Genomic DNA, 20,686 nt, shown 5'->3' with positions numbered 1-20,686 from the left:
AGAAATGGGGAAGGTAATATGATGCAGTTAACGATTGGTTTTATAACAACCTGTTCAGGACGATGGCCGAGAGAGATTCCTGAGCAAAGAAACAAAGAGTACGGAGACTGGCTCGTAGCTCAGATGCCGGAAGCAAAAGTAGTCCGTGCGCCAGAACTTGGCAGCGGAAGTGAGTCTGTAGAAGCGGCGGTCAGAGAATTTAAGCGGCAGGAAGCTGATGTCATCGTTCTTGTATACGGGGCGTTTACTGGTGATGATGTAGCTTCTTATCTTGCAGAAATGCTTCAGAAACCGATTATCCTCTGGGCACCGTATGAAGTCCCCTTTGAAAGGGAGGACAGACTGTATTCTAATGCACTCTGTTCCATGACAATGAATGCGGCCGCATTAAGACGGCTGGGAGTCTCCTGTCATACAGTTTACGGAAGCAGGGAAGAGGAGAGGGCAGCAGAGAAAGTCATAAATCTTCTTCGTGCCTATGGAGCGGTTAAGTCCTTAAAGCATACGACATTAGGTCTGTTAGGATACCGTCCGACAGCATTTTATAACTGCGCATTCGATGAAGGGCTGATTCGAAGAACCTTTGGAGTTAAGATTGAAGAGACCGATTTGAAAGTAGTTTTTGATAAGATGGATCGTTTGCCGGCGGAAGTATATGAGGCAGATATGGCGAAGATGGCGGAAATTTATGATATAGAGAACCTGCCAAAGGGTCATATGGAGAATCATTCCAGATTGTACCTGGCATTAAAAGATGTAATGGCAGAACAGCATTACGATTTTGCAGCGATTAAGTGCTGGCCGGAGATGGGAAATTTACATACGACACCGTGTGCAGTGTTGGGAAGGCTGGCTGATGATGGGATTATCATTGGGTGTGAAGGCGATGTCGATGCAGAACTGGCTCAGATGACAGAGTATTATCTCACGGGAGAGCCAAGTTTTATTACAGATTTGATTAATATTGATGAGGAGAAGAATGTAATCACCTTCTGGCACTGTGGAAATGCAGCTCCATCTTTATTTAATAAGGAGTATGAGGTGGAAATCAGAAACCATCCGCTGGCTGGACAGGGAACCGCTTTTTATGGGGCACTGAAGCCTGGAAAGGTGACGGTTGCCAGGTTCTGTAATATTGACGGAGCATATAAACTCTTTCTTCTCAGCGGAGAAGCAGTCGCAATGGATCGCTGTACAAAAGGCGTTACAGCCAGTGTAAAAGTGGAGCGGCCGGTTAGAGAGATCATAGAAGGAATTATAGCAGAGGGAGTGCCTCACCATTACAGTATTGTCTGGGAAGATGTGGCGGAAGCCATGAAGGGAATCTGTGCATTGCTTAATATTCCGGTTATTGAGATGTAAAAGCTGACTGTGGTCATTGACACTTTTTCTCATGCAGAGGTATACTGAATAAAAGTACAGCACTGGAGTTTTAGAGTATGCGGCAAGGAGAAAAAAACGTATGGAGAGAAACAGTGAGCGGGTCACAAGAGCTGATGTGGCAAAGGCTGCAGGGGTGAGCGAAACCATTGTATCGTATGTCGTGAATAATAATCGTTATGTAGCGAAAGATAAAAGGCAGAGAGTGGAAGAGGCTATTGCGGCCCTGCACTACCGGCCCAACAATGTGGCGAGAGCTTTAAAGGGAAAACGAAGTAATCAGCTGCTTTTCATTGCAGATCAGATCACGAATGAATATTTCAGCAGAATTGTCAGCGAGATGGATAAGTATGCGTATGAAGCGGGATTTCTGATTTCTCTTTGCGCCAACCGAAATACACCGGAGTTTGTTTCACAGGTTATAAGCCGCCAGTATGATGGAATTATTATCAGTTCTATCAGCTTTCCGGAAGAATATGTAAGACACTTCAGTAAGGCCGGAATTCCGGTACTGCTGTTTGAACATAAGAAACACGATACTCTGCCTGAGAATGTGGCGACGCTGGCTTCCGGATTGTATTCCGGCGCGAGAAGAGGAGTAAACCATCTAATCAGCAGAGGAAAAAAGAACATAATCTACATTGATCGTATCAGCAGGCGGGGGAATGTCAGCGGTCCATCAGATCTGCGCCTCAGCGGTTACTTAGATGAGCTTCACGATCACGGCCTGGAGGCTGGTGATGGTACAGTAATAGCCGGATGCCATACGGAAGAGGAACTGACAGAGACTGTGGCGAATTACTTACGGAGTCACGAGTATGTGGATGGAATGATGGGACGTAACGATATGGTAGCCTGTATAGCCATGCAGGCGGCGATTGGAATTGGAAAACGCGTACCTGAGGATATCGGTGTTGTGGGATTTGATAATTCCAGCATCAGCCAGTTTTGTTCTCCTAAGCTTACTACACTGGAGATGCAGCGGGAAGAGATAAGCAGAACGGTTATTGATATGATGGTTCAGATGATCGGGGGGAAGATGCCGGAAAATGCGACATTTGAGACGAAACTGATCGTTCGTGAAAGCACTTAAGAAGGCATAGCAGCATTATGAAATTATAAAATGGGAAACCATTTTATATTGGGGAATATACACTCGTGTGTATATTTCCCAAGCTAATAATATAGAAACTCTAAAAACTATATTTTAATGAGGAAAGAGAGGGTATTACAATGAAAAAAAGAAGACTGGCAGCACTGGCACTTGCATGTGTTATGGCATTAACCACAGGATGTTCCGGTGGAGGCGGCAGTACGGCGGGGAGTGCAGCAGACACGGAAGCGAAGACAGAGGCAGGGGCAAAAGAGGAAGCGAAGACGAGCGAAGCTGGAAGCGGAGAAAAGGTTACATTAAAAATTGCCAACTATGCCGTTCTGGAAAAGGGATATGATGAGTTCTGGAGCAGCGTAAAGGCCGGATATGAAGAGAAATATCCGAATGTAACGATCGAATGGGTAACAGCACCTTATGGAGAGATATTAAATCAGGTTATCAACATGGCAGGCGGCGGAGACCGTGTGGACTGTATTTTCAGTGAGATGATCTGGCTGCCAGCACTGGTAGATTCTGGTCTTGCAATGCCGATGAAGGACGTCCTGGATGAATCCTTCTTAAATGACTACTATGCGAATATTCTTGAGGCACACTCTGTCGATGGAGAGGTTTACGGAGCGCCGCTTTATGTATCTCCGTCCCTTCTATTCTACAACAAGGAGTTGTTTAAGAAAGCCGGCCTGGATCCGGAGCAGCCGCCAAAAACCTATGATGAGATGCTTACAATGGCTGAGAAGCTATCAACTCTGACAACGGATGATGGAAATAAAGTATATGCGTTTGGGCAGCCGACAGCGTCTGTTATCGTAATTGGTTCTTCTATTCAGGCGTTTGCAGCTAACTTTGGTGGAAAGGTTATTGACGATAACGGCAAGCTTACTGCTGACGATCCTGCATTTAAAGAATCCCTGGAGATGTTAAAACTTCTGGATCAGAAGGGATACAATCCGCAGAACGCGAAACCGAAGGATTTAAGAAACTTATTTGCACTTGGCCAGTTGGCTATGTATTACGATAATTCATGGGGCTTTAACGGTGCAAAGTCCATTAACCCTGATGTAGTGAACTTTGCTGCAGCGGCAGAGCCGCTAAAGGGCGGAAACGGTGATGGTGCATCAACACTTCAGTCTCACTGCTTTGTAGCAGTGGACAATGGACCGGAACATGTAGAAGCAGTTAAAAATTTTATCCAGTATGTAATTACACCTGAAGTATTAAATGACTATATTGCCAACATTGCGCCAGCTCTTCCGGCGAAAAATTCTATGAAGGATATGGAAGCTGTAAAAAACAGCCCGATTTTAAATGGTGCCGGGGATTCTGTTGAGAAGGCAGAACCGGTTTATATGTTCCCAACATTATCTGAATTTAACCTGGAACTTTGTGCACTGTCACAGGCAGTAACGGTAGGAGGAGAGGACGTGGATACGGCGATCGAAGGATTTAAGACGGCCGTACAGCCACTGCTTCCATAGGGAATGAAAGATAGTATAAGAATCAAAGAAAGAGAAATGAGGTAAAAGGATATGGCAGGAAAGAAACCGAACGTTGTATTTATTCTGACGGATGATCAGGGAATCTGGTCCATGGGCTGTTATGGCAATTGCGAGATCCGGACGCCAAACCTTGATAAGTTGGCGAGACAGGGAGTGAGATTTGATAACTTTTTCTGTACGTCACCGGTTTGTTCTCCTGCCAGAGCTTCTCTGTTAACAGGAAAGATTCCGTCACAACACGGAATTCTTGATTATCTAAGCGGAGGGAACGGAGGCGCTTCCCAGGCAGCAATTGAGTTTTTAAAGGATCACCGCGGGTATACGGATATCCTGGCCGAAGAAGGCTACACCTGTGGACTGAGCGGAAAATGGCATTTAGGCGACGGCGGCCATCCGCAGAAGGGCTTCTCCTTCTGGTACGCACACCAGAAGGGGGGCGGCCCCTACTATAATGCACCAATGTTCCGGGACGGAAAAAAGGTGGAGGAAGAGGGGTACATAACAGATATTATTACTGATGAAGCGATATCTTTCATAGACAGAGAAAAGAATAAAAAGCAGCCATTTTATTTAAGCGTGCATTATACTGCTCCCCATTCTCCGTGGATTAACTGCCATCCGAAGAAATATACGGATATCTATGAGGATTGTCCGTTTGAAACATGTCCACAGGGAGAGATACATCCGTGGGCAAAGACAGAAGTACTCGCAGGATATCAAAGGCCCAGAGAATCCCTGATCGGTTACTTTGCAGCGGTTACGGCTATGGATGATAATGTAGGGCGTATTTTAAAGAAGCTGGAAGAGGAGAATCTGATGGAAGATACTTTGATCATTTTCTCCAGTGATAACGGCTTTAACTGCGGTCATCATGGAATATGGGGGAAGGGAAATGGTACGTTCCCGCTCAATATGTATGATTCTTCTGTAAAGGTTCCTTTCATTATGTGTCATAAGGGCCATATTCCGGAGAACCAGGTATGTGATGAGATGCACAGCGGATATGATTTTATGCCGACTCTTTTGGAATATCTGGGATTTGAGAATGACGAAGCGGATGAACTACCGGGAAAGAGTTTTCTGCCGGCACTGATGGGACAGGAGCATAAGAATGAAGATGGCAGAGTTGTTGTATTTGATGAGTATGGGCCAGTCCGTATGATTAGGAGCAGGAAGTATAAGCTGGTACACAGATATCCATATGGTCCTGATGAATTCTATGATTTGGAAGCGGATCCGGAGGAGACGCATAACGGAATCGAAGATGAACAGTATCAGGATATGATACAGGATATGAAGAAGCAGATGGAACTGTGGTTTTTACAGTACGTGGATCCAAGAATTGATGGTGCTAAGGAGCCGGTTATGGGCGGCGGACAGAGAGACTTAGCAGGACTTTTGGGACCTGGTATCAATGTATATGGGGAAAATATATAAAGGGAGTTGTAACAATGGAGAAAGGTATTAAGAAATCCCTCTGGAAGAGCCAGACGGGTGATAAAATATTTGCGATCGCGCTGATGATTCCGGCCATTATCACAACAGTTTCATTTATTCTGGTTCCTGTTGTGGATTCAATTTACCGAAGTTTTTTCGATTATAAGGTGAGAAATATTATCTCGGGTCAGCCGGGGGTATGGAATAACTTCGCCAATTATACAAAGTTGTTTTCCAACGGAAAGCTGATTCCGTCCATGACTAACACCCTGGCGTTTGTCTTTGGAGTGGTTATTGCTCAGTTCGTGCTCGGTATGGCTTTGGCACTGATTCTTAACAGCAATGTAAAATTTTCAAGGTTTATCCGAAGTATTATGATGGTTCCCTGGGTGGTTCCGACACTGATTTCTGGTCTTGTATGGTTGTGGATGTTCCAGCCTCAGTACGGTCTGGTTAAGTATTTCGTAGGAATCTTAACAAAAGGCAGAATTACGGATTTTGCGATTTTAAATAATCCGGCTACGGCCATGTTTGGTGTATCGGTAGCGGCATTGTGGAAGCAGATTCCACTTGCCACACTGCTTCTGCTGGCCGGACTTGCCAATGTCCCGGAGGATATGCAGGAAGCAGCAAAGATTGATGGAGCGAACGGTGTTCAGCGATTTTTCCGCATCGTCCTTCCATACATGAAGAGTGTAATCAAGGTTACGGTATCCATGTCCATCATTGAGAACTTCAAACAGTTCCCGCTGTTCTGGACTATGACAGGCGGTGGCCCTAATAACTCGACGACCACCATGGCGATCTTAAGCTACCGGGAGGCGTTCGTCTCCAACAACTTTGGATCAGGAGCTGCGGTTACAACCGTCTGGATGCTGATGATGATTATCGTAGTCTATATTTATAACCGCATCTTCAAGAGCGAAGACATGTAGAGGGGGTGGAAAGCTTATGAAACGAAAACGTATCCTTAATGGCGTAATAAAATACGTGGTGTTAATTATAATTCTCGTCTTTTTGCTGTTCCCCCTTTTGTGGGTATTGCTGACGTCCTTTAAGACCAATATGGAGGCGTACAAATTCCCTCCGACCTTTATTGTGAGGAATCCTACTTTCCAGAGTTATATCAATCTGTTTACTGTGGATAATGATTTCTTTACCTATTATAAGAACAACTTTATTGTAGCCGGTTCCACCGCGCTGCTGACAACCTTTATGGCAATTATTTCCGGTTATGCACTGTCCCGTTTCCACTTTAAGTGGAATAAATGGATTATAGCTGCATTTACCTCCGCTCAGATGTTCCCGGTTGTCAGCCGTTTGATTTCCCTGTATAAAATACTTGGAGATGTTAACCTGATTAATACCCATGCGGGACTGATCCTGGCCATTGCTGCCGGACAGCTGCCGTTCACTATCATGCTGATGTCCAGTTTCTATGACGGGATTCCGAGAGAACTGGAAGAGGCGGCTCGTGTAGACGGAGCAGGCAGGTTTGGAACACTGTTTCGAGTCGTTGTTCCATTAGTGAAACCCGGCATGCTGGCAGTTGGTATTTACGCATTCTTGCTGTCCTGGGATGATTATTTACACGCATCCACACTCATACAGACAGACTCGCTTCGGACATTATCCGCAGGCGTGGCGCTTCGCTATCTGGGCGAGCTTTCCTATGACTGGTCTCTGATCAATACGATATCCATTGTGGGCACAATACCTATGGTAATTGTATTCTTCTTCTTCCAGAAATATATGATTAAGGGCCTGGTAGCTGGAGCTGTAAAAGGTTAAGAAAAAGGAGAAAATTATGCTTGTAACTAACAAAGAAAATCTAATTGAGGCATCCAAAAACGGATATGCCATTCCAGCACTCAACACGCAGGGCGGAAACTACGATATCATATGGGCTGCATGCCGTGCGGCTGAGGAGATGAAATCTCCCATCATTCTGGCGCACTATGTGTCTACTGGCGCTTATTCTGGTCATGACTGGTTTGTACAGGTCTGCAAGTGGTGTGCCGACAAGGTGTCAGTCCCTGTATCTATTCATCTGGACCATGGTGCTGATTTCGACATTTGTATGGAGGCTCTGAAGTTAGGCTTTACCTCCGTGATGATCGACGGTTCCACAAGTCCGATCAAAGAGAATGCTGCTATGACCAATGAGGTAATAAAGGTGGCAAAATGCTTTGGTGTGCCGGTAGAGGCGGAAATCGGAGAACTCCTTCGTCTTGACAATATGGGGACAGTGATGGAAAATAAGAATATTGTAGATCCTTGTGAGGTGAAGGAATTCCTGGAAATGTGCCAGCCCGATTCCCTGGCGATTGGCATTGGTAATGCCCATGGCTATTACAAAGGAGAGCCGGATATCCATTTAGAAGTACTGGAGGCAGTGAGAAAATTTACGGATATCCCACTGGTGCTTCATGGCTGTACTGGAATGAAGGAAGAGATTGTGAAGGAAGCGATCAAGCTGGGTGTGGCAAAGATTAATTTTGGTACTGAAATCCGGTATAAATACGTGGAACACTACGAAGAAGGATTAAAAACACTGGATCATCAGGGACATTCCTGGAAACTGTCCCAGTTTGCCAATGACAGGCTGACAGAAGACATCAAGGATATTATCCGCCTGGCCGGTTCTGAAGGAAAAGCTTAAAATAACGTGACAGTTCAGACGGCGGGACAATTGGCTCAGAAAGCAGCGTCAAGCTTGCTTGTAAGCGGTTTTCTGCACCAATTGTCACATCGGATGAATATCCGATGCTTCTTGACCGGCTTTTTCGGTCAAGAAGATGAGCTGTCTGAACTGTTACAAAATAAAGAGAGGACTTATTAAAATGGAAAAGAAAAACAGTGAAGTTACATACAAAGAAATTTACTTACAGCCGGAGTCATTCGAGGCAATCAACAACACGCTTGGGGACATCTATGGTGTTCTTGACAAGGTATTCGCAGAAGATTACGATGAGCTGATCTTCACCGGCTGCGGCACCAGCCTCTATCTGGCCCAGGCAGCGGCCCACGCATTTTCAAGCTACAACGCGATACCGTCGAAAGCGGTGTGCTGTTCGGAACTCTATTATTTCCCGGAGACCTTTGTGAAGAACCGGAAGGTGCTTGTACTCCCGATTACGAGAAAGAGCTATACGACAGAAGTGCGCATGGCCATCGATAAAGTGAGAAGCTATCCAGGAGTAAAATCGCTGGCGATTACCTGTGATCAGGACAGCGCGCTCTACAATGACTTTATGATCCTTTCCCCGGATACGGCGGAGGACAGTGTAATTATGACCCGTTCTTTCACCAGCATGGTGTATTTGGCAGCTGTTATGGCAATGTATGCAGGCGGTAAGAAGGACGAGATCGCAGCCATGGCCGGTTACGGCGACAGCGCCCGGGACGCGTTAAAGAAGATGGATGATCTGGCAAAGAGTATTATCACAGAGCATGAGGGACTGAATCTGTTTATCACGCTTGGCCAGGGCATCAACTACGGCGTCGCCAACGAGTGCATGAACAAGATGAAGGAGATGGGACTCTCCAATTCGGAGGCTTACTTCTCATTGGAATACCGCCACGGCCCGATGAGCCTGGTAGACGAGAACACCCTGATTATCTTTTTAAGCCATTCTGAAACCGTAAAAGAGGATGCGAAGCTCCTCGCGCAGATGAAGGAATACGGAGCAGTGACAGTGGCAATCGGAAACACGGCTTCCGCAGATCTGAAAGACGCGGACTACTGCCTCGATCTGCCATATGGCTATAACGATACGCAGAATGCGGCAATTATTGGATTCATCGGTCAGTTTATAGGCTATTATATTGCAGAAAAGAAGGGTATTGATGCAGATTCCCCGAGGCATTTATCCCAGGCGATTGTGATATCCGCGTAGGCAATGAGCCATGCGAAAAACGGCAGACAGAAAATTGCGTTGTGCTTGCACAAAAGCAATTTTCTGTCTGCCGTTTTTCATAGGGCGAAGCCCGCGACCGAATGACCGAAGGTCATGAGGTGCATGGCGGACTTAGCCCCCCAAAACCCCGCCTCCCTCCACCTCCAGTCCCTAAATTCCCCATCATTTACTATGACGATATTCATTTGGTGTCATCCCAGTACACTTTTTAAAGGTTCTGATAAAATACTTTTCATCATTATACCCAATCTGAATCGCAATATCTGTAATCTTAGCGCTGCTGGAGCGCAGCAGCTTCTTTGCATGCTCGATCCGTATTTCATTCAAACGGGTTACCATGCTCACACCGTAAGCCTCCTTAAATTTTCTGCACAGATAATCCTTATTCATGTGAAACAGCTCTGCGTATTCCGTCTGATCGAAGGGCTGGTTGTAGTTTATTTCCAGATAGCTGCCGATCTGTCGAAAAACATCGCCGGATCGACAGACGTCATGAAGATTCGCAGCCAGCTCTATCAAAATCTCCCTGCACCGGCTGGCTGCATGTTCTGCCTGAAAATGGTAAGCTTCGTCGAAGAGACTGCAGGGAGTCAGGGCTGAGGCGTTACCAGGTGTAAAACCGGGATAGCGTTCTGTAAAGTACCCGCACCAGTGGGAATACATAGTTTCAAAATCGGTACTGATTCTTTTTATGGCACCATAAGTGACCGGCGCAGAAAGAAGCATACCGGAGAGCCACTGCTGTACACTGGCTGTAATCGTCTTTTCCTCATTCAGCATGATGGATGACAGAAGCTGCGCCTCATTTCTGTCATCTGCAGGCGGTGTGGTGTGAAAGAATCCCGGCAGCACGGCGATGAGAGGAGTTCTGCCATTCTGATTGACTTCCATACTGTAGAAGGCTCTGCGGGCGGAATCGTAGGCTGACAGAATATCTTCCGGCCTGTTGCTGCCGGAACAGCATCCAAAGTGGAAGGGATAGCCGGACTGGCGCCGGAAATGAGAGACGGCCGTCTGAACGGAGTTAAGCCCCCGGTCTGTTCGTCCATAGAGGATCACTGCGGCATCATGGGGATTCCAATGGCGCAGAATTGCAGCGCCCAGCCCGCGGCTCACCAAATCTGTTTTCATCATATCAAAAAATGCTGTGAAGCTGCGCTGAAAGGCGGCATCCTCCTCTGAAGGATAAAATGTTAAATCACTGTAAAAGATGAGGCAGGTATCGGCTTTGGAAAAACTGTCGCTTAAGGAGGACAGCTCCTGATAAGCCGCCTGGCTGGCCGCGGGAGAGAGCAGCTGGGAAAGAAGCGTGTGTCTTCGTTCGGAACTTAAGTAATTGATCTGATGAAGCAGCGACCGGGCGTCATCGTTTTTCCTGCGGTCCTCCTTCCAGGTATTGACGGCCTTTTCAACTGCCGCCAGCAGGGCGGTCCGTTCCAGGGGTTTCAGCAGATAATCAACGCAGCCTAAGACCAGCATGCTTCTGACGTATTCAAAATCACTGTAACCGGATATGGCAATGACTTTGGAGGAAATCTTCTGTTCGACGACGTAATTCATAAGATCGGTTCCGCGCTCGTCTCCGATCATAATATCAAAGAAAGCCAGCTGCGGCTGTTCACGGCTTAACAGTTCCCGGGCCTCCGCGGCCGTGGTGGCAGAGAGAACCTTATCAATGTCATATTCCTGCCAGGGAACCAGAGCCTTGATCGCATGGATCAGATGAGGCTCATCGTCCACAATCAGTACCTTCATAAATCATGCCTCCTCTATATGAGCTAAAAATAAATTGTGTCGGGTGCGGAGACCTGCGGCTGGCCGGGGAGCTTAAGCCGAACGGTGGTACCGCCATAGTCGTTAGCGAGGATCTCGATGGTGCAGTCTGCCCCAAAGTGAAAAAGCAGGCGCATAAAAACATTGTTGATGCCAATATGTTCTCTGGGAATTCCGTCCGCGTAATAACCGAGCGCCAGGGAACGGTAGTTGGAGGCAGTCTCAAGCTGGGCATATCGTTCCACAAACCAGTCCTTCTGCATAGAAAAGCTTTTTTGCATCTCCAGCGCCCGTTCTGCCGCAATCGGCTGCCCGTTGTCGCAAATTGAGAGAACGAAAAAATCCCCTTCTATTTCTGCCGTAAACTCGATAAAGCCATCCGTTTTTTTCATGACGCCGCCATGGTAAATGCAGTTTTCAATCAGTGGCTGCAGTGTCATCTTCGGGAGAAGAAACAGCCTGGGATAGACGGGGCATATCTTAAATTCCGCAAAAGAGCAGAACCGCATTTTCTGCAGTGTAAAATAACGGTATACATAGTCAAGCTCTTCCCCCAGCGATGAGACTGTCTGGGAGATTTCCATGGCATAGCGCATCATCTGGCCCAATGCTGTGATATAGTCGTACTGGGCAAGATCGTTGTTAGCCAGAGCGTTATTGGCCAGGCACTGGAGCGTGTTATGGATAAAGTGTGGATTGATCTGAGCCTGCAGCATCTTAAGCTCTGTATCCTGCTGCAGTAATTCCATTTTGTACTGGCGGATGGTATAGTGCTGAATAGAGTCCATCATTTCCTGCATGGAATCAAACAGCATTTTTAACTCATCATTCTGGCGGTATCCCAAATAGTCCGAGAGCTGGAACTTCGAAAAGTCACCGGACTTCCCCTTCGCCTTTGTCAAATACCGGGTGGCCTTTTTGAGCGGTCCGGTAAGTCTGGTCAGCGTAAGTGAATTGAGCACAGTAGCAAGCAGCACGCCCAGCAGGAAGGTAGTGGTCAGAAAACGCAGCTGTAAATCGGTACTGCTGTAGATACTGGAATCCGGCGCAGCTTTCATCATATGCCAGTCCAAGTAGGAGGCAGGGAAACTGGATTTCAGATATAGAACGCCATCCTCTGTGAAAGAATGAAATGTATCGTGGCCGGGAGCCAGAAGTTTTTTTACTACGGGATCGGAAAGCGGGATATCCCCGGATTGCGGTGCTCCGGAAAGTATCATTTCTCCATCGGAATTAACGATACAGACAAATTCCCCTTCTTTATAGGCAAGACAGCAGTTATCGTAGATAAACGTAGCAGGCATGTCAATGGAAAGGACGCCGAGCAGCTGTTTCTCTGCTGAGATGCTGTAAATGGGGAGCCATATCGTAAAGACCTCCTCCGTATCGAGACTTCCGGATGAATAGTAGGTCCTGTGACCGTACGTCGACATGGGATGGACCGGTTCGATGGTAACGTCGGTATATTCAGAGAATGTGGGCCTTTCCGCTTCCGCCGCATTTAAGGATATCATGGATTTCTGCAGTGTGTTTGTGATAAGCAGAAAACTTTTATTTAAACGGAAGGAGAGGAGACGGATCTGCCTGGCGTTCGGGGCAACGGTATAAATGCCCTGCATATAGCTGAAGATCCGGCCCGGCTCCGTGAATTCCTGGGAGACAAAGTCCTGCGGGCTGCCTTTCAAAAGAATATTATGCAGGTCAGGATTGGAATAAACTGTTCTGGCAGAGGAGACGCAGGTGGAGATATAGTATTCAATATTTTTTATGGCTACGGACATATTGATCTCAGACTCCCGTCTGTACTGCTCCAGTGCCCGGGATCTCTCGTAGGAATAGAAATAAAAGGAGAAAATCAGCATGGGGGCGATTGTGCACAGGGCGAGCAGCGTAATAAACCGGGTATTGATGCTGATAAAATGTTTTTTCATACTCAGATCCTCTTTCGAAATGTTTAAACTTATTATAATGAATAGTCTGAATCATTGCAAGACGATGTCAAAATAGTGCACCAAAAGGTAAATATTGACAGTGCATGAAAATGTTAGCAGGAAGTATAATGCGATTAAAGAGACCGGAAAAAATAAAGAAAAGTTAGAGGTGAGCTTATGGAAGAAGCAAAAATACAGCCGGCAGCGGTCACCAGCAGAAAGCTGCCAAAAGAGTTCAAGTATTATTTTATCTTTATGGGGCCGGCAATCCTGCTGTTTTCATCGCTGTTCGTCATTCCGTTTTTTGGAGAAATCTATTACTCCTTTACCAACTGGAATGGAATTGATCAGACGTATGGGATGGTGGGGATCAACAATTACTTCCGGACATTTCAGGACAAGGGATATTGGAAATCAGTATGGTTTACCATCCGGTTCTCCGCTCTTTCGGTATTGTTTTCCAACCTGATTGCATTTTGCTGGGCCTATATTCTGTCGAAGCCCATCCCATTCAGAAATTTCTGGAGGGCTGTCATTTTCCTCCCGCGTATCATCGGAGGTGTGGTATTGGGATATTTATGGAGATTCATCTTTCAGAATGCATTTGTGCAGTTCGGACAGGCCACCGGGCTTTCCTGGTTTTCCCAAAACTGGTTTACGACTCCAGAGTCCTCCTTTACCGCTCTGGTCATCGTATTTACCTGGACGCTCTCCGGCTATCTGATGCTGATCTACAGTGCGGGCTTTGCCTCAATACCAGGAGATTTACAGGAGGCGGCGATCGTAGACGGGGCGTCACCGCTGCAGGTGCTTAAAAATGTGATCATTCCCATGATTATGCCTTCCATTACCCAGTGCCTGTTTATTGCCATTAACTGGACAATGCTTTTGTATGATACTAATATATCGCTGACCGACGGCAATCCTTACCGTTCGTCCGAAGGCGTTACCATGAATATTTACGCGACGGCTTACCGGTCGAACCAGATTGGCTACGGTGCGGCCAAGTCCTGTATCTTTATTGTCATCATTGTTGCAATTACCATGATCCAGATTTATGCAACCTCAAAGAGGGAGGTGGAGCTGTAATGAAGCGTTCGGAAAAGATAAGAATCGGAGTATCGTTACTCATTTTGGCTGTCAGTGTGACGATCGTCATCGTCCCGCTGTACCTGGTAGTGCTGAACTCCTTTAAGCCATACTCGGAGATTGCGAAAAATATCAGCGCTCTGCCAAAGGAGATTACGCTTATCAACTACCAGCAAGCATGGAAAAGGCTGAATTTCTCCACTGTATTTAAAAATACCATGATCATAGCAGTTTTCTCCAATATCGGCAGCATTGTGTTTGCCGGAATGATGGGATACTGGATCGTGAGGCATCCATGCAGATTCACAAAGGCATGGTATCTGATCATCATAGCGGGTATGTCGGTGCCGTTTCAGGGGATTATGATTACGTTTGCGAAGATGGCGGGGTTTTTGAAGCTCACCAACCATCTTTACGGCGTGGTGATCAGCAACTGGGTCTTCTCCATGCCTATGAGCATGTTTCTGACTGCAGGGGCGGTGAAATCAGTCCCGTATGAAATTGAGGAATCGGCCAGGATCGATGGCTGCGGACCGCTTAAGACGTACTGGACCATTGTATTCCCGCTGATTAAAGGAACGGTTTTTACGGTAGCTTCACTCAATGTCATCACGTACTGGAATGATTACTTAATGACGCAGTTCCTGTTGACGAAAAAGGGTCTCAGGACTCTTCAGATAGCCATGCAGTCTCTGTTTAATGAAGCATTTTTTGCCTGGGACACGGCTTTGGGAGCAATATCCCTTTCAATCCTGCCGTTGTTCATTTTCTTCATTTTTTCGCAGAAACAGGTGCTTGATGGTGTGGCCGCAGGGGCGGTGAAAGGTTAGCGCGTCCGTATGAGAAAACGAAGGGAAAATCCCTTGTTGGTTAAATTATTATTTAGAAGGAGGTATTACTTATGAAGAAAAGAGTGAGTTCTTTGATGTTGGCGGCGGTGCTGGCGGCGATGTCTGTCACGGCGTGCTCCGGGGGAAAAGAAGCGGGGACGACGCCTGTCACGACGGCTGCTGCGGAGAAGGCGGCAGAAGAGACGAAGTCGGAGCAGCAGACAGCTGAGACACCTGCGCCCACAGAAGAAAAGCCGGCGGATGGCTCTGTCGATTTGACGGTAACCATGCCGCTGGGACAGTGGACCGACAACTTTGATATTCTGATCGAGGCGTATAAGGCGGAGCATCCGGAGATCGGTACGATTGAAGCAACATTTCCGTCCACCTCGGATTATAATGACCTGCTGAAAGCCGCAGCTGCAGCAGGTGAGCTTCCGGATATCATCGGAACGAATTACGGGGAACCATTTAAGGAATGGAACAACTATATGGCAGATTTAAGCACAGACTTCCCTGCGTATGAACTGTTTACAGAGGATCAGAAGACTCTCGGCACTGTTAACGGCAAGGTTGTGGTGGCGCCGATCTATCTGGAGGGGACGGGAATTCTTTATAACATGGCGCTGCTTGAAAAAGCAGGCTGGAAAGAGGTTCCGAAAACCAGAGATGAACTGAAAAAACTGTGCGAGGACTTGACAGCCGCGGGGATTCAGCCTTTTATGCACCAATGGGCGGAGACAAATCTGAACCTGTTTAACTGGGTAGGACCGACATGGCTCGGCAATAAAGAGAACGGCGGACTCGATTTTATCCAGAAGATGCTGGTCGGAGAGGATATTGATCTGGCGAACGATCCGGAGATGAATGAATTCCTGGATTACTATGACATTGCCATTCAGTATGCCCAGCCAAACGCCACAGCGACTGACAAATGGACGGCCAGAAATGCGTTCTTCTTAGAAGAGGCGGCCATGCTGACCGGCGAGGGTAGCTGGGAGTATCCCAATATCATGAATGTGAATCCGGATTTGATGAACCATATTAAGCAGGATGTGATTCCGTGCTCCAACGATGCGGACAAGAATCATTTACAGATCCAGACCATGTGTGCAGGGGTCAGCAGCCAGTCGAAGAATGTGAAGGCGGCTAAGGATTTCCTTTCCTATATTATATCATCGGAGGCGGCCCGTGTATGGCATCAGGAGACAATGGGAAGTCCGACATCCATCGTGTCTCTGGAAATTTCAGATAAACTTCCGTGTATCGCGGTCGATGTGCTGGATCATGTGGCGGCTGGAAAGGCCAGTGAATCCATGTGGGAGTTCACACCGGCAGTTCTTGCGACTGACCTGGAAGAAATCTGGTCCAGATACGTAAATCAGCAGATATCCAGGGAAGATTTTACAGCCAGATATGCGGAGATATTCAAGGATTATGCCGCTGGAAAATATAACTAAACAGCCATTGGCGCAGGAAAGGATGGAAGACATGGCAATTATGAATTTTGAGGACGCCGTTTTTGAAAAGGCGTACGGCAGTGACGGAACGGTGTGTGTTGAACTTCTGCCGGGCACAGTGGAAGGAATACAGAATTACAAGTATTATCTGAGAGCGGGAGCAAGGGTAACTCCGCCGCGGTATGCGGACAAGGCAGTGGTATTGATCTTCGGAAAGGGGAGGGGATACGTAGCTGGAACAGATGGAGGATTTAAGATTGAAGAGCTTAGCTTCTACGCTCCGGACTTTGAAAACGCGGAGTATTATGTTTATGCTGTAGAAGACATGGAATTTATTATGTGCGCGGCAGATATGAATGATTACGACCGTGTGAGAGCGGGAGAGTGCAGGGTACATACCCCATTTTTCAGAACTGTCAGGCAGTGCTATGGATATGACCAGAGCTGCAAGACAGCCGGAACGTGGTCAAAATCCGTTCTGTTCGGGGATTTTGGGAGACTGGGTAAGCTTACGATCGGTGTGGTTCATGGCGGCGGCTCCGCGGAGGGAGGAACCATAGAAAAAGGCCATGGCGAGGTTCATCAATGGAACTATTGTGTGGGAAATTCCGATTTTACCCTGACCGTGGAGGAGGAGAAGGTTCACCAGAAAGCGGGTGACTGGAGTTTTATTCCGGCGGGACTCGATCATAGTCTATGTGCGGAGGAAGGCAAAGAAGTGTATTATGTCTGGGTGGAACTCTATACCAGTGAACACGGAATATATCAGACGGAGGGATTTTGATGATGGATAATTTTGTATGCAGGGCGGAGAAGGCCAGGCGTGAATATAACGGGTTTGGTTACGCGCAGGAAGAACTTCTGCCGGGAGCAGATGAGGTCAAAGCAAAATTTTACCGCTGTTCCTTGCGGGCAGGCTGCAGCGTAACGCCTGAACTGGATCGGGAGAAGATTACCATTCTTATTTTTAATGGAAAAACAGGATATATAACAACACCGTATGATTTATATAACGTAACAGAACCTTCCTTTTTTATTCCGGATTTCGACCGTGTTCCATATACGGTTCACGCGGTAGAAGATAGCGAGTTCATCAGGGCTGTCTTTTCTATGAATCAGTGGGACAGGGAATTCTACGAAAAATGGAATCTGCATCTTCCGTTTTTCAGCAAATACTCGGATGGGGTGCAGTACGATCAGGACTGCAAGGGGCCAAATACAAGGTCTTACAGCATTCTTCAACCGTTCCAGTTAGGGCACGTATCCATTGGAGTGGTAAAGGCAATCGGGGAAGGGACGGATGAGAAGGGACACGGCCTTCTTCATCAGTGGAATTACTGCCTGGGCAATTCGGACTTTGATTTAACGGTGGAGGAAGAGACAGAGCCGCAGAAGCCAGGTGACTGGAGCTTTATCTATGCTGGAAAGGACCATAAGCTTCTGGCAAAGCCCGGTAAGGAAGTCTTTTATGTCTGGGTGGAGTATTTTACGGATGAGGATCTGCAGAAATACTATCTATGCCAGATTCATAATGGAAGCCTGACCGAGGCACAGGACTGACAGGAGGAAGAAAAATGAACGTTATTTCCGTGAAGAGAGAAAATATCCTGTTTCATCGTGTTTCTGAAGGCTATTACCGGGGGGAGATGCTGCCAGGGGCGATGGAAGGAATCTTTACGAATAAATGCAGGATTGAGGCCGGCGCAAGAGTATGGCCTGCCTGTTACGCAGACCGTGTCACCGCGCTTTTCATCTTTAAGGGAACAGGCCGGATCAGAAGCGGAAGCCAGGTATTTGAAATTACGGAGAAGTGCCTGTTCTGCCCGGATTTTGACTATGAGGAGTATTCGATCGAGGCAGATACGGAGATGGAATATCTGGAGCTTAGCCAGAGGATGAGCGAGGAAGACTGGAAGCATCATGAAATGTACCACATTGTACTGCCGTGGTTTCATACGCATTCCAACTGGCATCTGTACATCGAGGGGTTCCGGGCATCGGAATTAAAATCCTATGCGGTTCTTCACCAGTATTATGTGAGCCGGATGAGCCTTGGAGAAGTGACCGGGCCTGGGGAGGCGAGGCTGGAACCGCACACGCATCCGGAATTGTACCAGTGGTTTTATGGACTTCCAGGGACGGATCCATTCCTGTTTAAGGCTCAGGATGAGGAAGTGGAGGTCAGAGAAGGTGACTGGATCTGCATTCCCAATGAGGTGGCTCACATCGTATCTCCGATGAAGAGCGGGGATTATATCGATTACGTATGGTTTGAGGTTGTGGTACCAGGAAAAGAAATGTGTCCGTATTTTTATTAAACAGACAGGGCAGGCGCGATCTGCCGCACAGAGAAGGAGAGTGCGGCAGAACGGCGCCTGTTTTCCTGTTGTAAACAGGGGAGAATGTTGTTTTTCGTAATAATTGTTCAGATTCTCGTCAGTATTTGCCAGAATCTGTCAGATTATTATAAGGGTTTATTAAAGTCTTCCGTTTGAAAATCTGTTACAATAGAACCAGTAAAACAAAAAAAGTCTGAAACCAAAAAGAAAGGAGCAGATGCAATGAAAAAAATAAAGGTTACGAAACTAATTAAATGGTTTATCGTTCTGACAATGGTACTCTGTATCTGTTCCGGTTTCGTTGTTGCCGGTAAGGGATACTCCATGTACCGGAACGCGTTGGATCAGATGAGTCTGGCAGATAAAGTAGAGTCCATTCAGGATAAGGAACATTATACGACATTTGAAGAGTTGCCGGAGGTGTATGTGAACGCGGTGGTTTCTGTGGAAGACCACAGATTTTACAATCACTCGGGAATCGATCTCATCGCCATCGGAAGAGCCGTATTTAATGACTTGCGTGCAGGCAGGTTCGTGGAGGGCGGAAGCACCATCACCCAGCAGCTGGCAAAGAATCTTTACTTCAGCCAGGAAAAGGAGATGACGAGGAAAGTCGCCGAGGTCTTCATGGCTTTTGACCTGGAACGTAATTACAGCAAGGAAGAGATCCTGGAGCTGTATGTAAATACGATCTATTACGGAGACGGATATTACACCGTGGCCGATGCCAGCGAAGGCTATTTTGGCAAGGCGCCGGAAGAGATGAGTAAGTATGAGAGCACGCTTCTGGCGGGAATCCCGAATGCACCTTCCAGATATGCGCCGACTAAAAATCCCGTTCTGGCAGAAAAACGCCAGATGCAGGTGTTAAGACGCATGGAAGACTGTGGTTACTTCTCTACGGAAGAAGCGGAAACAGTGGCGGCACAGATGGTTGCAATCAATTAATCTGATTAACTAAATATTGAAATCACCGGTGTTACTCCAGACTGAGAAAGAGTTTGAGCGGAGCGGCCCCGGTGATTTTTTATGTGCAGTGACAAGCATTGAAAATGGGGAAGAGGAAAAATAACTGGAAGTACTCTTGGAAAACAAGTATAATTGTAGGAGCGTTAAGCAAGGGGGCGACAAGCGGATCAGGAACAGTCTTCTCTTGTACGAAAATAAAAACATGATAAAATTGTAAACTTTACTATAAAATGCTATAATCGGACATGAGGCTGGAAATGGATTCGTATGGGGCGTGGAGTCTTAAGAAAGCGAGGCCTGAAGTGTGAAGGATTTGCCAGAAGAAAGTAATGCAAGAGAGTGTAATGCAAGAGAAAGAAGTGCAAACGCTGTAGAGGAACCGCTTGCCGAGCGGATTGATGGCCGGATTTATATTATGAAGAAACCAAAGCGGTGGCATCAGCGGATTGTCAGAATTTTAAAGGAAATGATTGAGGAGTACCGGAAAACGAATCCGGGACTCTGTGAAGTGCGTACGGCTCCATTTGGCCTTACTCTGGCCGGAGGGGGGACGACTTATCTGATCCCTGATCTCTGCGTGATTCTTGACCGGGGAAAGCTGACGGACCATGGCTGCAACGGGGCGCCGGAGATTGTAATCGAGGTGGTAGCGCCGGAGTCCCAGTATATGGATTACCGGATCAAACTGACCAGATACCGGAATGCAGGTGTAAAAGAGTACTGGATCGTGGATCGGGACTGGGATCACGGTTACGTCTATTACTTCGATGACGGTGATATGGATCTGGCCTCTTTTTCCGGTGCGCTGGGGTCCAGGGTGTGCAGGGGACTGGTGTTTGATTTCTCCAGATTGAAACACCAGAAGTAAAGTTTCTGGTGGAAATCCTGCGGGAAATCCGGTATAATTGCAGAAAACAGGTACGGGACAGAAAACATGATATCTGATTT

At 47.0% G+C, this 20,686-nt stretch carries 18 protein-coding genes; 16 read left to right on the top strand and 2 right to left on the bottom strand.

Annotated features, from left to right (window positions below; all coding sequences use genetic code 11):
* Positions 1 to 18: 18 nt before the first annotated feature.
* The 8 genes from H8S75_RS17575 to H8S75_RS17540 all read left to right on the top strand — a co-directional run bounded on the left by H8S75_RS17575 (position 19) and on the right by H8S75_RS17540 (position 9,326).
* Positions 19 to 1,362: an L-fucose/L-arabinose isomerase family protein gene (locus tag H8S75_RS17575; protein ID WP_187022758.1), complete on the top strand. Its 1,344-nt coding sequence runs from the start codon at positions 19 to 21 to the stop codon at positions 1,360 to 1,362.
* Positions 1,363 to 1,462: 100 nt separating this feature from the next.
* Entirely contained in the window at positions 1,463 to 2,473 is a 1,011-nt protein-coding gene (locus H8S75_RS17570; protein ID WP_187022757.1) for a LacI family DNA-binding transcriptional regulator, read from the top strand.
* Positions 2,474 to 2,613: 140 nt separating this feature from the next.
* A complete protein-coding gene (locus tag H8S75_RS17565) occupies positions 2,614 to 3,969 on the top strand; it encodes an ABC transporter substrate-binding protein (protein ID WP_187022756.1) in 1,356 nt (451 codons plus the stop codon).
* Positions 3,970 to 4,020: 51 nt separating this feature from the next.
* The gene (locus H8S75_RS17560) at positions 4,021 to 5,427 is read left to right on the top strand and encodes a sulfatase family protein (RefSeq protein WP_187022755.1); all 1,407 of its coding nucleotides are present in this window, start codon (positions 4,021 to 4,023) and stop codon (positions 5,425 to 5,427) included.
* Between the two features lie 14 nt (positions 5,428 to 5,441).
* Positions 5,442 to 6,362, top strand: coding sequence for a carbohydrate ABC transporter permease (locus H8S75_RS17555; RefSeq protein ID WP_055656136.1), 921 nt, complete (start codon positions 5,442 to 5,444; stop codon positions 6,360 to 6,362).
* Positions 6,363 to 6,378: 16 nt separating this feature from the next.
* Positions 6,379 to 7,218, top strand: coding sequence for a carbohydrate ABC transporter permease (locus H8S75_RS17550; RefSeq protein WP_055656134.1), 840 nt, complete (start codon positions 6,379 to 6,381; stop codon positions 7,216 to 7,218).
* Between the two features lie 16 nt (positions 7,219 to 7,234).
* Positions 7,235 to 8,089 carry a class II fructose-bisphosphate aldolase gene (locus H8S75_RS17545; protein WP_055656132.1) on the top strand — a complete coding sequence of 285 codons (855 nt, stop codon included), beginning with the start codon at positions 7,235 to 7,237 and terminating at the stop codon, positions 8,087 to 8,089.
* 181 nt (positions 8,090 to 8,270) lie between these two features.
* On the top strand, positions 8,271 to 9,326 hold the full coding sequence (locus H8S75_RS17540) for an SIS domain-containing protein (RefSeq protein WP_187022754.1): 1,056 nt from the start codon (positions 8,271 to 8,273) through the stop codon (positions 9,324 to 9,326).
* A gap of 183 nt (positions 9,327 to 9,509) precedes the next feature.
* Here the strand turns inward: H8S75_RS17540 and H8S75_RS17535 are convergent, their stop codons facing one another.
* Entirely contained in the window at positions 9,510 to 11,102 is a 1,593-nt protein-coding gene (locus H8S75_RS17535; protein WP_187022753.1) for a response regulator transcription factor, read from the bottom strand.
* A 23-nt stretch (positions 11,103 to 11,125) separates the two neighbouring features.
* Positions 11,126 to 13,051 carry a cache domain-containing sensor histidine kinase gene (locus tag H8S75_RS17530; protein WP_187022752.1) on the bottom strand — a complete coding sequence of 642 codons (1,926 nt, stop codon included), beginning with the start codon at positions 13,049 to 13,051 and terminating at the stop codon, positions 11,126 to 11,128.
* 177 nt (positions 13,052 to 13,228) lie between these two features.
* On the opposite strand from H8S75_RS17530, the gene H8S75_RS17525 reads away from it, so the two are divergent.
* The 8 genes from H8S75_RS17525 to H8S75_RS17490 all read left to right on the top strand — a co-directional run bounded on the left by H8S75_RS17525 (position 13,229) and on the right by H8S75_RS17490 (position 20,606).
* Entirely contained in the window at positions 13,229 to 14,140 is a 912-nt protein-coding gene (locus H8S75_RS17525; RefSeq protein ID WP_110321241.1) for a carbohydrate ABC transporter permease, read from the top strand.
* Positions 14,140 to 14,970 carry a carbohydrate ABC transporter permease gene (locus H8S75_RS17520; RefSeq protein ID WP_055656124.1) on the top strand — a complete coding sequence of 277 codons (831 nt, stop codon included), beginning with the start codon at positions 14,140 to 14,142 and terminating at the stop codon, positions 14,968 to 14,970. Before H8S75_RS17525 ends, H8S75_RS17520 begins: the two co-directional genes overlap by 1 nt.
* A gap of 71 nt (positions 14,971 to 15,041) precedes the next feature.
* Positions 15,042 to 16,430 carry an ABC transporter substrate-binding protein gene (locus tag H8S75_RS17515; RefSeq protein ID WP_187022751.1) on the top strand — a complete coding sequence of 463 codons (1,389 nt, stop codon included), beginning with the start codon at positions 15,042 to 15,044 and terminating at the stop codon, positions 16,428 to 16,430.
* Positions 16,431 to 16,461: 31 nt separating this feature from the next.
* The gene (locus H8S75_RS17510; protein WP_187022750.1) at positions 16,462 to 17,214 is read left to right on the top strand and encodes a cupin domain-containing protein; all 753 of its coding nucleotides are present in this window, start codon (positions 16,462 to 16,464) and stop codon (positions 17,212 to 17,214) included.
* Complete coding sequence (locus tag H8S75_RS17505) at positions 17,214 to 17,990, top strand: hypothetical protein (RefSeq protein ID WP_243270308.1); 777 nt, start codon at positions 17,214 to 17,216, stop codon at positions 17,988 to 17,990. Before H8S75_RS17510 ends, H8S75_RS17505 begins: the two co-directional genes overlap by 1 nt.
* Before the next feature lie 14 nt (positions 17,991 to 18,004).
* Entirely contained in the window at positions 18,005 to 18,748 is a 744-nt protein-coding gene (locus H8S75_RS17500) for a hypothetical protein (protein WP_187022749.1), read from the top strand.
* A gap of 243 nt (positions 18,749 to 18,991) precedes the next feature.
* Positions 18,992 to 19,717: a transglycosylase domain-containing protein gene (locus H8S75_RS17495; RefSeq protein ID WP_187022748.1), complete on the top strand. Its 726-nt coding sequence runs from the start codon at positions 18,992 to 18,994 to the stop codon at positions 19,715 to 19,717.
* A 325-nt stretch (positions 19,718 to 20,042) separates the two neighbouring features.
* Complete coding sequence (locus H8S75_RS17490; RefSeq protein WP_187022747.1) at positions 20,043 to 20,606, top strand: Uma2 family endonuclease; 564 nt, start codon at positions 20,043 to 20,045, stop codon at positions 20,604 to 20,606.
* The last annotated feature ends 80 nt before the right edge of the window (positions 20,607 to 20,686 follow it).

It is taken from the genome of Hungatella hominis (assembly GCF_014288005.1).
Taxonomy (GTDB): Bacteria; Bacillota; Clostridia; order Lachnospirales; family Lachnospiraceae; genus Hungatella; species Hungatella effluvii.
The sequence above is the reverse complement of the archived record's forward strand: the minus strand, read 5'-3'. Positions and strand labels throughout refer to the sequence as shown.